The 16,105-nt window shown below is 36.7% G+C and carries 8 protein-coding genes; 7 read left to right on the top strand and 1 reads right to left on the bottom strand.

Features of this window, described 5'->3' with window-relative positions:
- Positions 1-54: 54 nt before the first annotated feature.
- Positions 55-240, bottom strand: a complete 186-nt coding sequence (locus tag GR162_RS06520) for a hypothetical protein (protein WP_160781446.1) — start codon at positions 238-240, stop codon at positions 55-57.
- 699 nt (positions 241-939) lie between these two features.
- Between GR162_RS06520 and GR162_RS06515 the strand changes: the two genes are divergently transcribed.
- The 7 genes from GR162_RS06515 to GR162_RS06485 all read left to right on the top strand — a co-directional run bounded on the left by GR162_RS06515 (position 940) and on the right by GR162_RS06485 (position 16,099).
- Positions 940-3,651, top strand: a complete 2,712-nt coding sequence (locus GR162_RS06515; protein ID WP_160781445.1) for a substrate-binding domain-containing protein — start codon at positions 940-942, stop codon at positions 3,649-3,651.
- 182 nt (positions 3,652-3,833) lie between these two features.
- On the top strand, positions 3,834-6,356 hold the full coding sequence (locus tag GR162_RS06510) for a GH32 C-terminal domain-containing protein (protein ID WP_160781444.1): 2,523 nt from the start codon (positions 3,834-3,836) through the stop codon (positions 6,354-6,356).
- A 33-nt stretch (positions 6,357-6,389) separates the two neighbouring features.
- Entirely contained in the window at positions 6,390-7,904 is a 1,515-nt protein-coding gene (locus GR162_RS06505) for a glycoside hydrolase family 32 protein (RefSeq protein WP_160781443.1), read from the top strand.
- 304 nt (positions 7,905-8,208) lie between these two features.
- Positions 8,209-9,531 carry a sugar porter family MFS transporter gene (locus GR162_RS06500; RefSeq protein ID WP_160781442.1) on the top strand — a complete coding sequence of 441 codons (1,323 nt, stop codon included), beginning with the start codon at positions 8,209-8,211 and terminating at the stop codon, positions 9,529-9,531.
- 41 nt (positions 9,532-9,572) lie between these two features.
- Complete coding sequence (locus GR162_RS06495; protein ID WP_160781441.1) at positions 9,573-12,647, top strand: TonB-dependent receptor; 3,075 nt, start codon at positions 9,573-9,575, stop codon at positions 12,645-12,647.
- A gap of 124 nt (positions 12,648-12,771) precedes the next feature.
- The gene (locus GR162_RS06490) at positions 12,772-14,361 is read left to right on the top strand and encodes a RagB/SusD family nutrient uptake outer membrane protein (RefSeq protein ID WP_160781440.1); all 1,590 of its coding nucleotides are present in this window, start codon (positions 12,772-12,774) and stop codon (positions 14,359-14,361) included.
- A 25-nt stretch (positions 14,362-14,386) separates the two neighbouring features.
- A complete protein-coding gene (locus GR162_RS06485; RefSeq protein WP_160781439.1) occupies positions 14,387-16,099 on the top strand; it encodes a DUF4960 domain-containing protein in 1,713 nt (570 codons plus the stop codon).
- Positions 16,100-16,105 lie beyond the last annotated feature (6 nt).

Here is a 16,105-nt window from a genome sequence, read left to right as displayed (position 1 = left end):
TAAGAAATACTTATTGATTTAAAATATAGCAATCAAGTGCTTGTGACGAGACATCTAGTTTTTTTCAGTCGTTTTGTTCTTCTCGATAAATTTTACAATATGAATATTTGCTATCAGTCGGAGAAAGTATAATATTTCTTCTGCCTGCTCAACTGTTACATTCATTCCTTCCTTTTTAAGCATTTTCTGTGCCTTTTCTGGAGATATTTTTCCCTTGTTTTGCTCATCTCTATAATTCATAATTTAGTTTTTCAGTGTTAAATTATTCTTAATATAAAGATAAGTTGAATGTTTTTATGTCTGTAAATTAGTATGTTAAGTTTGGTTTAAATCCTGACTAGTCACCTCAACAGGATGTCTAAACCGTGTATTTAAGTAGGATAAAACGTATAAAAAACTACATGAAAAGCATAAAAAAAACGCTAAAACCTAAGTTTTAACGTTTTTTTAGTAGTGAGAGGGACAGGACAAATTTCAACATCATTTTTGGATGATTTGAAGAGATTGGCTTTCTATATGTAGTGTCTGTCTTTCATTGGTATTATCAATTTGGTTTGGATGTCCCGTTGGGGATTGATGGAATTCATATCTAATTTTTTAACATTTAAAGATCTGTTTTTGTTTTCATTTTAAAATACTAATGGACATAAGAAACTTGATGGACTATTTCGTGGAAAATCCCTTACAATAACAGAAATTATATAATTCAATGTAACTTAACTATACTGTATTGAATCAATTTTATAATTCTTTTTATGTAAAAAAAACTAATTTCGAACCGTTAAACTATGAATAATGTAATTATTGAATGCTTTAAATTAATGATTGTAAATTTTATAGTTATAATTTTTTGCATTATTTAAAATTACTGCTCTTTATGTTTATTTTTGTTACAAAACTTTTTTGTTGTCTAAAAAGACTCACATTATGCTGAATTGGATGAAAAATATTCTCGTTCTACTTTTATTTTTCGCTTGTTTATCTTGTAATAGAGATACTGCTCAAAATCATAGAAAAAAAATTGGTTTTTCACAATGCATAAGTGGAGATCAGTGGAGGGTTGCTATGGATTATTCTATGAAATTGGAAGCTTCGCTTTATCCTGAGGTAGACCTGACAATTTACAACGCGGACAGGAATTCAGAGAAACAAATTCAGCAGATTCAAAAAATGATAGATGACGGTATGGATGCCATTATCATTTCACCATTGGAAAGCAATGCCCTGACTCCAATTATCGAGAAGGCATATCAGAAAAATATACCTGTAATTCTTGTCGACAGAAAAATTAATACAGACCAGTTTACCACTTATTTGGGGGCGGACAATTTGGAGGTAGGCCGTCTGGCGGCAAAATATTTAATTTCAAATTCTAAAGAAAGAGCCAAGGTCGTAGAAGTATTTGCCGATCTGGATACATCTCCCGGGAAAGAACGTACACAAGGTTTTAATGAAGTTATAAAAAGATTTCCAGGAGTCTCTGTTGTCGGCCGCTTGGATGGAACCAAGAAGGGGCTGCCTGAAAAAGAGTTTGAAATGCTCTTAGAAAAAAATCCAGGCATAAATTATGTATTTGCATTTAATGACAATATTGCAAATCAGGCTTGGAAAGTGGCGCGCAAGAGGGGATTGGAAAACCGAATAAAATTTATAGGAGTTGATGGTTTGAATGGCCCCAATGGCGGTATTCATCTGGTAAAGGATGGGGTTCTGGCTGCTTCTATTTTATATCCTACCGGTGGAAGTGAAGCATTGAGAATGGCGCTTGAAATATTGAAAGGAGAAAAAGTGCCTAAGTATAATAAATTGACAACAATTGTAATTGATTCGCTTAACGCTGATATCATGATCAATCAATTTGATAAAATTACCCAACAGCAGACCGATATTGAATTGCAGCAAAATACCATCAAAAAGCAGGAAATAGCTTTTACTACTCAGTATAATCTGACAAGGCTATTGACCTTCTTTTTGCTTGTAATTTTGAGCCTTGCCATTTATAGTGTTTATTCAGCGGTTACTATTTTAAGAAAAAAGAAGCTGCTTGAAGATACAAATGAGAAAATCCTGAGCCAGAGAAATGAAATTGAAACCTTTGCAAATCAGCTGAAAATCAGCAATGAGGACAAACTGAATTTTTTTACCGGTTTATCGCATGAATTCAAAACTCCATTGACGCTTATCATGAACGCTATTGATTCGGTAACTTCTGACAAATCTATAATTGCGGAAACGAACAAGAAAGATTTTTATTTGATCCATAATAATTCAAGAAGGCTGCTGCGATTAATAAATCAATTGCTGGATTACAGAAAAATTGAGGAAAAGAAATTCAATTTCAATCCGGCACTGACCAATGTCGTAAGTTTCTCCAAGGAAATTTTCAAAGAATTTGCAAGAGAGGCGACCAGAAGGAATATCAATTATACTTTTAAATCAAGTCATGAGCAAATCGAGGCATTTATAGACAGAAACCTTATGGATAAGGTTTATTTCAACCTGCTTTCCAATGCCTTTAAATTTACTCCGGACAATGGCAGCATTTATGTTTCAATATTTAAAAGTACTGAGGATAATTCGTTTAAAATTAGTATTAAGGATTCAGGAATGGGTATTCCTGACAATGAGATCAAAGAAGTGTTTAGTTCCTTTTACCAGGGTTCAAATAATTATAAGAACAGTTCTGGAATCGGACTTAGCCTTTCAAAAAATTTTATTGATCTTCACCATGGCAAAATCGAGGTATTTTCCAAAAATGGAACTGAATTTATCATAACCATCAAGCTGGGGAAGGATCATTTAACTGAAAATTCAATTGTCAGTGATGAATCGGCTTTTATCACTAATAATGATTATGACTATCTAGATATTGATATTCAAAGGACTGAGGAATTGAAATCAGACGAAGAGAAACATACAATATTAATTATCGAAGATAATGTCGACCTTCTTGATTTTATAACTTTAAAACTCGAACCCAATTACAACGTAATAAAATGCAATGGAACTAAGGCCATCGAAACTGCTTTTGATCTTATACCTGATATTATTATCTGTGATTTAAATCTGCCTGAATTAAGCGGTTTTGAAATTTGTGAGATTTTAAAGAAAGATACCCGTACCTCACATATTCCAACTATAATTCTTACGGCTCAAGATGATGACAATTCTTTTGTGAAAGCGCTTCAAGCCAATGCTGATTTGTTTTTGACCAAACCTTTTAATTTAAAAGTTTTAAAAGAATCTATAAAAGGGCTTCTTTTCAATCGTGAAAAAATAAGATATTATTATACCAATAACCTCAATAAAGTTGAAGAGCTGGGATTCGGCGCGCAGGACAGGGATTTTATTAAAAAAATCAATGATCTAATTTCTGAAAATTTGGATAATTCATCATTTTCAGTGGAAGAACTTGCTGAAAATCTAAATATTTCAAGGGTACAATTATATCGAAAAATGAAAGCATTGCTAAATGTCAATATTAGTGATTATATTAATAATATTAGATTGGAAAAAGCCAAGGAATTGCTGAAAAATACTACACTTACCATTTCGGAAATTGCTTATTCCTGTGGTTTTTCGACGCCGAACTATTTCTCTACATCATTCAAAAACAAATATAATTTGTCTCCAAAGGAGTTTCGAACTTAATCGTTTTCTTTGAATGTATCATTTTTAGATGTATTGAGGTCTGTTTAAAAAAAAATCAAAATAAATAAATGTATCTATTTGATATTTAGTATTTTATATTTTATTTATTTTTTATTCTCAAGGTAACATTTTGAGAAGTCTAAGTAATTTTGCTTTTCTATTTTTATGAAAATTATAAAGATATGAACAAGAAATACTTACTACTTGGACTGCTGCTGATAGGCTGTAAATCCAAACAGGATCCTAAACCAGATCCAGGTCCTGATCCAGGTTCGAATGCCGCTTCTCAGATAATAGGTTTTAGCTTTAATGAAACCTCCGGACAGAATACCACTGAATCCAAAACAAAGTCAAATTTTATCATAGCCGGACCCACAGATTCTGCAGAAAGAATTGCGGGTCTGGAGGGAAACGCACTGCGTGTTAATGGCTACTATGGATGGGCATCCGGAAATGCAGCAATCAGCTATCCAACAAAAAATATTGCTGTTTCAGGCTGGATAGCACCGGCGGTGTTTCCCGTTCAGAGAAAAAACCAAGATCCTATCACCGAGCATACAGTTGCGGCTGTTTTTTCAAATATGAATACCTCTAACAGTGCAGGAGTCTCTTTCGGGATCAATCAGCATGGAAGAGTAATTGCCCAATTTAAGATTGGAAATGATGTGCGTCAGATTATTTCAGATGAGGAAGTAAAACTCAGGGAATGGAGCTTTATTGTGGTAAATATTGATGCGGAAAAAGGAGCAGCAAAGTTGTTCCTTAATGGGGTGGAAATTGAGTCTTCATCTTTTGCTGCCGGCGCCCTTGCCTGGGATAAGAATGCCACTATTTTTGTTGGAAAGGAATCCAAGGTGAAAACACTTGCAGGATTTGATACTAATGCACTTACTGGTGCTGTTGATTTAGTTTCTGTATGGGATAAAATGCTTACTGCTGATGAAATTCAGACAAATTATCAAAAGCAAAAAATAACAATCCCTGATCTGCGAATTCCTAATGAGCGATTTGCAGATGATAACAACAAACCGAAATATCATCTTATGCCCAGCGCAGGCTGGACTAACGAATCCCATGGAATGATCTATTTGGATGGAAAGTACCATATTTTCAGCCAGCGAAACATCAACGGACCTTATTTGGAACATATTAATTGGGGACATTACGTAAGTAATGATCTGGTTAATTGGGAAGAGCTGAAGCAGGCTTTATGGCCTCAGCCTGGTTTTGATGAAGTTGGTATATGGTCAGGCCATGCGGTAGTTTCCGGTGGAAAACCGTATTTATTTTATACCGGAGTTGATAAAAGCAAAGCAGGAATTGGTTTGGCAACAGCTGTAAGCCCATATATTGACTGGACTAAAAATGCATCTGCGATTATAACGAGCGCTCCAGCCGGGGTTTCACATGCAGATTTTCGTGACCCTTTTGTATTTAAGGAAAATGGAAGCTGGTATATGATGATTGGTACAGGACTTCGCAGCGGAACATCCAGAGGAGGATTGTTTCTATATAAAGCCTTGAATGAAGATTTCCAGCAATGGACCTATCAGGGGACTATGCTGGAAGGAAACCCGGCTTCGGACGGTACTGGAGATTTTTGGGAAATGCCTGTTTATTATAATTTTGGAAGCAAGTCAATCTTACTGATCAATAAACTTCCTAACGCAAATGCATTGTATTGGACAGGAAATTTTAATAATGGTAAATTTGTTACAGACAATGGAACTCCAGAAAGACTTGATGTAATAAACCAGCTGCTTTCACCTACTATTCAGCAGGATAAAGATGGGAATCTGACCGCTATTGGCATTATCCCGGATGGCGTTACATCTGATAAGCATAAAGAACAGGGGTGGGCAAATATTTTCAGCCTGCCTAGAGTTTGGACATTGGCAAATAATAAGATCTACCAAAAGCCGCATCCAAATTTAACAGCTCTTAGGAAAGGATCCCAAAAATTCAGCAATGTGAATTTCAGCGCTGGTGTTAGTAATGTTTTAAATAACGCTAAGGGTACACAATATGAAATTGAGGCCACTATAAATCCTGGTGATGCTACCAAAGTTGGATTTATATTAAACAAAGGGGTAGCCAACGGAGAAGAAACTATTATTTATTATGATTATACTACTCAGAATTTTGTAGTGAACAGAAGCAATTCTTCCAAGCTTACAGGCGTACCTTTAGGAAATCTGGCTACATCTTATACCATGCCAAAGCAGGATATGAAATGGAGGATTTTTGTCGATGCTTCAGTGATTGAAGTTTTTATCGACGATCAATTGGCCTTTGCAACCAGGGTATTCCCTTCAAAGGGTTCAGACGGAATTGAATTGTATGCTCAAGGGGGAACAGCAACAGCCAAAGATTTGACAATTTATAATATTGAAGGGTCTGGCACTGTTTCAACCCAGAAGCCTGCCAAACAAAAAGAAGCCGATCTGCAAGTATTTCCCAATCCTTCTGATTCTGGTTTTAATTTTCAGTTTAATACCCTTGCACAAGGGACAGTTGTGTATGCCGCTGTTGTTGATATTTCAGGAACAATTGTGCGTAAAATAGCAGCTATGGTAGATCCTGAAAATAATTCAATACAGTGGGACGGCTATTATGACAATGGCCTTAAGGCTTCAAGGGGCGTCTATCTAATAAAAGGAATCATAAATAATGAAATTTTTCAAACTAAAGTAATTGTAAAATAAATGAAAAAGCATAAAAGTATACTGGCAGCATTTATGTTGGCTGCCTTGACAAGCTGTATTGCCCAAAAAAACAGCAATAGCCCAATTTCAGATAACAGTACTGCTGCAAGGCCTGTGCTGCATTTTACCCCTGAAAAGAACTGGATTAATGATCCAAATGGAATGTTTTTTTATCAGGGGGAATACCATTTGTTTTACCAGTATAATCCTTATGGTGAAAAATGGGGACACATGAGTTGGGGGCATGCTGTAAGCAAGGACTTGATTACCTGGGAGCATCTGCCAATCGCGCTGGAGGAAGAAGATAAAGTAATGATATTTTCAGGTTCTGCTGTAGTGGATCATCAAAATACCAGCGGTTTTGGAACGGGAAATGTGCCGCCTATTGTTGCTATTTATACAGCTTATGATGCTAAATCGGGATTTCAGAGCCAAAGCATAGCCTACAGCAACGATAAAGGAAGGACTTTTACCAAGTATGATCAGAATCCGGTAATCGATTTAAAAAAGGCGGACTTTAGGGATCCAAAGGTTTTTTGGTATCAGGCGGATCAAAAATGGATCATGACCGTTTCACTTTCACAAGAAAAGAAGGTCCAGTTTTACAGTTCGAAAGATTTAAAAAAGTGGGACCTGATGAGCGAGTTTGGACCTGCTGGAGTGACTGCAGGTATTTGGGAATGTCCTGATTTGTTTCAATTGGACTATAACAATGAGTCTGTTTGGGTCCTTGGGGTTAATTTGGGAACACACAGCATAGCTGGGGGATCTGGACTTCAATACTTTTTGGGAGATTTTGATGGAAAATCCTTTAAAGTCAACAAGTCACTGACAAAGGAACCATTGAATTTCATTGAATATGGAAAGGATTTTTACGCCGCAGTAGTATGGAATGGCACCCCTAAAGAAACAAAAGAAAGAAAATGGCTGGGATGGATGAATAATTGGGAGTACGCTGACAAAGTTCCTTATTATGGATGGCGAGGATCGATGTCTGTTCCCAGAACATTAAGTCTTGAGAAGAAAGATGGTTTTTTCTATTTAAAACAGGAGCCAGTGAAGGAAATTGACAATTACAAGAAAAAATCGATTGTCAAAAGCGAAGCTACAATTGAGCAGGCAAATAAATTACTGAGCAGTTTTACTAAATCCGACAGTTTATCTTTTTCGACTGTATTTACTGTTAATCCATCCACGATCCATGATTTCCTGCGTTTTAATATTAAAAGCAAGGGTTCTTCGATTATTAATTTTTCATATAATAAAAATACTAATGAACTCATTTTAGAGCGCAGAAAATCGGATAAGTATGTAAATAGCAAGCAATTCCCTACTATCCAGAAAATCAAGCTAGACCATTCTGATAAAGAATTTCAAGTTAGGATTATTGTGGACAAGTATTCTATGGAAGTTTTTACCCACGATGGAAAATATGTATTTACCAACTTGTTTTTTGCTCCTAATAGTGTACTGAATGTATCTTTTGAAACTTCAAAACAAGATCAAAAATTAGTATTTAAGTCAGTGGGATTAGATACATATTTGTAAATATTTAGCATAATAATTATTGATATTTGAATTAAAGGATTAAAAAATTAACTATACATTTTTTTTAGTCCTTTTTTTTGCCACTTAAAATATCATGGGTAAATAAAAATGTAACACAGTCGTATTTGCCTGCAACATTTTCCAATAAACAATTGGTATTTGAATAAAATAAAATCCATAACCATCACTATTTCAATATTTTAAGATGGATTATCAAAATTGAAACATTTTGTAACAATATCAATTATGTTTATTTAAAACAATATTTATGTTTGGCTAACAATTTATTAATACTAAACAAAAAATGAATAAAAAAATTATTTTATGGTCCGTGATAGCATCTTTAGCAGGATTCTTATTCGGCTTTGATACAGTAGTAATTTCAGGTGCAGATAAGACGCTTCAGGAGTTATGGAATTCAAGTGATTTTTTTCACGGTTCTGTAGTTATGGCTATGGCATTATGGGGTACCGTAATTGGTGCTATTTTTGGAGCCATTCCAACCAATAAACTAGGGAGAAAGAAAACATTGATGATTATAGGTATTTTATTTACTATTTCAGCACTAGGTTCAGCCTTGTCCAATGATCCATGGACATTTGCTTTTTTTAGATTTATCGGTGGTCTTGGAATTGGCGCCTCTACAATAGCGGCTCCTTCCTATATTTCTGAAATTGCACCATCAAAAGAGAGAGGAAGACTGGTATCCCTTTATCAGTTTAATATTGTCTTTGGGATTTTGATTGCATTTCTTTCCAATTATGTACTGAGCGATACAGGAGAGAATGCATGGAGATGGATGCTAGGGATTCAGGTTGTTCCAGCTTTGATATATACAGTTCTTGTTTTTTATATTCCTGAAAGCCCAAGATGGCTGCTCTCTAATAATAATCATGTGAAAGCTGCGCAAATATTAAAGCAAATTGAGCCTGATAGTGATGTTGAGAGAATAATTTCAGATATAAAAAATTCAAATAAGGATGTGAAATTAACAGAGACTATTTTGTCGGATAAATACAGATTTCCCTTGATTTTGGCTTTTTTGATGGCAGCTTTTAATCAACTTTCCGGAATCAATGCTTTTCTATACTATGCCCCGAGGATTTTCCAGGAAGCGGGTCTAGGACAGAGTACAGCACTTTTAAGCAGTATCGGTATTGGAATAATCAATCTGATATTTACCCTTATTGGCGTTTTTCTGATTGATAAGCTAGGGCGTAAAAAATTGATGTTTATTGGATCAATTGGATATATTGTGTCCCTAGGACTGGTTTCTGCCGCATTTTTCTACGGCTGGACAGGAATGCTGGTGCCAATTTTTCTCTTTTTGTTTATCGCATCACATGCAATAGGCCAAGGCGCTGTGATCTGGGTTTTCATCTCTGAAATTTTTCCAAATCAGCTAAGGGCATCAGGACAGGCTTTTGGAAGTTCTGTACACTGGGTACTTGCGGCTATTATACCTTCTTTGGTTCCGATTTTTTTCTCTGAGTTTGGAGCGGGCTACATGTTTGCATTCTTTGCCGTGATGATGGTTTTCCAATTGCTCTTCGTTTTGTTTTTAATGCCCGAGACAAAAGGCGTGGCACTGGAGGATATGGAACTAAATTTAAAATTCAAAAAATAAATTACTTAACTAACTAAACTAACTTAATAAAAATGACAAAAATGAAACGCTTACATGCAAATCAAAGCTTTGCATCCCTTTGTTTTTTCTTCTTTTTTCTCTTTGCGAGTGCTCAGCAGAAGGAAATTCAGGGAATTATAACCGATGTGAATAAAAATCCGCTTCCTGGAGCCACCATCCTTGTGAAAGGAACAAAAAATGGCACAAATTCGGATTTTGATGGTAAATTTTCAATTAAGGCAAATTCAGGTGACCAACTGATTGTTTCTTTTATTGGATTTTCTGAAACTAAACTAACCGTTGACGGCTCTAAGTTTGTCACCATTATATTAAGAGAAAATATAAATAATCTTGAGGACGTCGTTGTAGTAGGATATGTAAAAGAGAAAAAAGCCGATATATCAGGCGCAATTTCTATTGTAAAAGTCGCTGACCTGGCCCAGGAAGCAAGTCCTAATGTTCTGACTGCCCTTCAGGGACGAGTAGCGGGTATTCAGGTAAACTCCGGAGGTACTCCAGGGGGGAATGATTCCCAGATTACCATCAGGGGACTTACCACCGTGAATAGTGGATCTGCTCCATTATGGGTAATTGACGGGGTACAGACAACCAACCCGACGTCTTTGAATACTGACGAAATTGAGTCCATGCAGGTTTTAAAAGATGGGGCGTCTACTGCAATCTATGGTACTTCAGCTGCCAATGGGGTTATTGTGGTAACTACTAAAAAAGGTAAAAAAGGAACTTCTGAATTTACGTTTAAAACAGAAGCTACGGTAAATATGCTCAGAGACAGAATCAATGTTCTGCATGCGCAGCAATGGGCAGATGTTGATTATCAGGCGCAACTGGGCGCTGGTATCCAGACGCCGACACATCCGGTTTTAATCAATAACGGGTCAGGATTTACTATACCTCAGTATTTGGATCCAAACGGTGTGCAAAGTTCAGCAGATACTGACTGGGTAAAAACCATTACCAGTCCGTCAATTTCTACCAATAATGATTTGTCATACCGAAAAGGAACTGAGCGATTGAATTTGTATTCTAGTGTTAATTATGCCGTTGATAATGGAGTGCAACGCTATACTTATTTCGACCGTCTGAATCTTAGATTAAATACCTCCTATACCTTCTTTGACAAAAAATTGACAATCGGTGAGAATTTTCTTTATTCCAAATTTAACGAGGTGAAGGCAAATGAATTTGAGAATGCTGTTCTGCAGAATCCAATTATTCCGGTATATACCAATTTAGGAGATTACGCAGCGCCGCTTTCAGGAGGGTTTCAGGATAAGCCAAATCCACTGGCTAATTTATGGGGCAACAGAAAAAACAAACAAATGAGCCAAAGAATATTAGGAAATGTCTATGGAAGTTATGCTATTATCCCTGATCTGGTTTTCAGTTCTACCCTTAATTTTGATTACGGTACATTTAAATTCAAAACAGCCTCAGAAGCATTCTCAGTGAATGGTGCAATTCCATCAACTTTCCAGAATATAACTACAGAGGATACCAATAATGATTATCTGGCAACCATTTTTACAAATACTTTAAAATACGATAAAGATTTCAATAAGCATCGTATATCACTTTTGCTGGGAGTAGAGAATACTGCAAGACAGGATAATGTTCACAGCGATTTAGTAAGAGGAGTAGATATTACGGACCCTTCTGGATATATTATCAGGCCAGATGCTGAATATCAAACCATAAAAAATGAAACAGAATCTTATAAAATATCTCAATTTATGTCCGGCAAGTATATTTATGACGATAGATATATCTTATCAGGAAGTGTGAGAAGGGATGGTTCTTCAAGATTTGGACCTAATAACAAATTTGCCATATTTCCTTCAGCAGCAGTGGCATGGAATATTAATAAGGAGAGTTTTTTCCCAACCAGCAAATATTTTTCCAATGCTAAATTCAGAGCTTCATGGGGTGTAAACGGAAATGACCAAATAGGAGATTATCTGTATTTGTCAAGCTTTATAAACAACACAGTAGCAGGTGTAATTGAGTATTCGGATTATGATATTGAGGGGGACGGTTTTGGTACCCTTGGAGGAATATTGCAGACAAGACAAGCAAATCCGGATATCAAATGGGAAAAAACAACACAATATAATGTCGGGTTTGATTTGGGCTTTTTTGACAACAAGCTGCAGCTGCAGACGGATTTCTTCATAAAGACTACCGATGATTTGATACTTAATCCTATCGCTCTTGCAGTAAGCGGTGAATCAAGACCGCCAACGATTAATGCAGGAAGTGTGAGCAATAAAGGATATGAAGTGGTTTTAAGCTATAAGGATAAAATTAAAGATGACTTCAACTATGGGGTTGATTTTAATTTATCCCAATACAAAAACAATGTAGAGAGCCTAGATACAGAATCAAATTTTCTATTAAACAACAGCATATCCATTACAAAACAGGGGAGCCCTATTGCTTCTTTTTACGGACTGATAGCTGATGGAATATTCAGGACTCCGGAAGAGGTGGCAGTTCATGCAGATCAGCCTGGCAAAGCATTAGGCCGTATCCGTTACAGGGATTTGAATGGTGACGGGGTTATCGATCAGAATGACAGAACTATTATCGGGAATCCGCATCCGGATTTCATATACGGAATCAATTTGTATGCTTCATATAAAGCTTTTGATATATCGATGTATTTTGATGGCAAACAAGGAAATGATATTTACAATACGCAGAGAAACATCGGGGATTTTGCCTACTTCGGATACAACCACGGAACCAATACACTGGATGCATGGACACCTGAGAATGCAAATTCAAATATTCCGGCATTATCGACCTTGAATTCAAATAATGAAACGCAGCCATCGAGTTATTATGTGGAAGATGGATCTTACCTAAGGCTCAAAACGATCACTATCGGATATACATTGGATCCAAAGATCGTTAGAGGTTTTGGAATGACATCCTTGCGTTTTAATTTGATAGGCCAGAACTTATTTACCCTGACCAATTTCAGCGGCTTTGATTATGAGGTAGCAGGGTTAAGTGCTGCAGGTATTGGGATTGCCGGTTACGGAATTCCACACTCTAAGTCGGTAACATTTGGTGTAAATGCAAATTTTTAATTAAAAGAAAATGAAAAAGACAATTATAACAGGTTTATTAATAACAGCATCATTATCATTTAATGCATGTGTAAATGATTCTGATCTTGATGTAAAAGAATACAACGTAATTTCTGAGGCCAATATGGATGCCGAGCAGTTAGTTGTAGCAGCTTACGGTGCCTTGGATTATAGGTTTAATACTGGCCAAGGAAGAGATGACAGGCCTTTTGACCACGCTCCTTCGAATTGGATATTCTCAGATATCCGCTCTGGGGATTCTTATAAAGGTGGAGGCGGCACCGGGGATAATCCGGGTGGTGGAACACACCAAATCGAGACCCACGACCTGTTTCCATCAAATGAAAACGGCTATAATTTATGGAGGGCGATATATTTTGGGCTAAAAAGAGTAGATACAGCCCTTCGCGCCATAACGCAAAAAACTGCGGCGGATTTTCCAAACAGGGATATCAGGATTGGTGAATTAAAAGTTTTGAGAGCCCATTTTTATTTCGAGGCAATGAAAAATTTCGGTTCAATTGTATGGTATGACGAAAATACTCCGATTGATGAGATCAATAAAATCCCAAATACTTTTGACACTGCTTTTATATGGTCTAAGATAGAAGCGGATTTAAATGAAGCAATTGCACTGCTTCCAGCTAATCAGACAGATTTGGGCAGGGCAAATAAAATGACAGCTTACGCTTTTTTGTCAAAGGCTCAATTATATCAAAAAAAATGGTCTGATGCCATTACAAGCGCTGATATGGTAATCAATTCAGGACAATATGCATTGGTACAGGATATAGAAAAATTATATTCTGAGCCTGGATATGGAAACAAGGAAAATATTTTTGCTATCCAATTTTCTATCAATGATGGCTCAACTTATGGCAATGTGAACATGGGGGACTTACTTAACTCTCCTGATAGTCCAGGAGATGATCCTAACCACCCTTATTTGAACGGGGATGATTTTCACAAACCATCACAGAATCTGGTAAACTCTTTTAAAGTAGGAGCCAATGGACTGCCTCTTTTTGATAGTTATAACAATGCAGATGTAACGGCGGCTGATAATGTAGACCCTAGGCTGGATCATTCTGTGGGAAGACCTGGAATTACGTGGAAAGACTGGGCAGCAATGCCGCAGCAGCTAAATTGGAGCAGGGATATATCAACTTACGGGCCTTTTGTTGCCAAGAAAAATATGATATCCCCTAATTCATCAGGTATGGCGTCTAATCCAAATGGTTTCCCATGGGCTTTAGGTAATTTGGACTTTCCAATAATAAAATACAGTGACCTTTTATTATGGAAAGCAGAAGCCTTGATAGAATCTGGGCAGATTGCTGCAGGTATCACAATTATAAATCTCATCAGAACACGTGCTAAGAATTCACCTTACGTAAAAGATTTTAATGATCATTCCAAAAATGCAGCAAACTATGCAATTGGATTATATCCAACAACTCTTTCACAAGAAGAAGCCCGCGCTGCTTTACGAATGGAACGCAGACTGGAATTATCAAATGAAGGTCATCGTTTTTATGATCTGGTACGATGGGGAATTGCTGAGCAGTATACGGCTTCCTATATCGAGGTGGAAAAAACCAAAAGAACTTATCTGCAGTCAGCTTCTTTGCAACCAAAAGAGGAGTTTATGCCTATACCTCAGATAGAAATTGATGCAAGTTCAGGGGTCTACAAACAAAGAGCTGGATATTAACTTACTAAATAAAACTAACTATAACATGAAACCAAAGAAATTTTTTATGGGCATTAAAGCAATTACTGTTTTAATGCTAAGCATTCTAATGTTTAATTCCTGCGCAAGCGATGACAATTTTCAGGACAGGGTTCCTGATTATACTAATGCCATTATCCAATCTTTTAAGGTAGGGGCAAAATATGCTGAGATCAACCACACACTGGGAACTATAACAATGACTCTGCCATCGGGTTCTGATCTTACAAAAGTTACCCCTGAGATAAGACTTCCTGAGGGAGCAACAATTACTCCTGATGCCAATGGAACATTTGATTTTTCGAAAGGCTCAATTGTTTTTGAAATCAAATCAAGCGACGGGGCCAATAGAAAATATACAGTATCATTGGGCGTTTATGGGGATCCAAAAATATTGTCGTTTTCATTTGGGGATAAGGCCGGTGTAATTGACCAGGCCACAGGAAAAATTGCCGTTCAGGTGGGAAGCCAGGACGGGGATATTACAAAGTTAGCGCCTAATTTTGTTCTTTCTGAAGGAAATACGGTTGACGTATCTTCTGGTGTTGCAAGAGATTTCTCAAAACCACAGACCTATACAGTACTTTCAAACAATGGATATACTGCAAAACAATATGAAGTAACTGTTACTCAAACGGCTGCACCTGTAATTTCTGCTTTTGAAATTAATGGCATTCAGGGAATTATTGATAATGGGGCCAATTCAATTTTAGTTGTCTTGCCTCCGGGAGCTGATCTAACGGCATTAAAACCAACTGTAACTGCACCAATTGGACAATCTGTAAGTCCTTCTTCAGGTTCGGCTCAGGATTTCTCAAAAGGGGCGGTATCTTATGTAGTGACCAATACTGAAAATTTGAAAAAAACATACGCAGTATCCGTGCAGTCTATCCAGCCTACCAAGGTAGCTTTTATTGGAAATGCAGCTTCTGTAAACAATATTTCAGAACTGGATACAAAAAAGGCGGCACAGTGGGCAGCCACTACCTATGGAGCTGATTTTAAATATATTCCTTTAAGCAGTCTGAATGCTGCAGCGTTGGCTGATGTAAAAGTTTTATTCTTTTATTACGACAATACAGGAACGACAGATTTACCTGATGGTGGAGCAATGAGCGCGAACCAAGTCGCTATTTTAGCAGATTTTGTAAAAAGTGGAAGAAATATGTTTTTGGCTGGTCTTGCCAACACATACTTAGATGATATGGGCAGAATACCTTTTAACCCAACGACAATTGGAACAGGAAACGGTACAGATAATATTGAGTACTGGGGACTTAACAATACAGCAGGTAAGCCTACAAATGTAACAGGTCACCCAGCTTTTGCAGGCATTACAAGTACAAAAATAAATAATGCTCTTGGAGATACTTTTGCATGGGATTTTGTTCCATTCCTGGATAATGGATTTAAAGAAGATCACAATGCAGTTTGGGACTTAGGTGGAATTCCTGGCTTGAAAGAGCAGCATTGTAGTGTTGCAAGAGGTGCTGAATTTGAAAAATTAACAAGCTGTACTATTTTAGGAGATTGGCAGTTTATTCCGGATATGTGCGTTGTTGTAGCTGCTGAATGGCATCCAGTGGGGGCATGGAAAGGTAAAATCATTTCTATGGGCGGCAGCTCTTACGAGTGGCAGACAAATGACGGACGAACTAATAAATTCCAATCTAATATTGAGAAATTCACCAAAAACGTAATTGATTATTTATTGCAATAAATACAA

The sequence above is a fragment of the Flavobacterium sp. HBTb2-11-1 genome (assembly GCF_009826975.1).
Classification (GTDB): Bacteria; Bacteroidota; Bacteroidia; order Flavobacteriales; family Flavobacteriaceae; genus Flavobacterium.
Note: the sequence above shows the minus strand (reverse complement) of the source record. Positions and strands in the feature narration are given on the sequence as shown.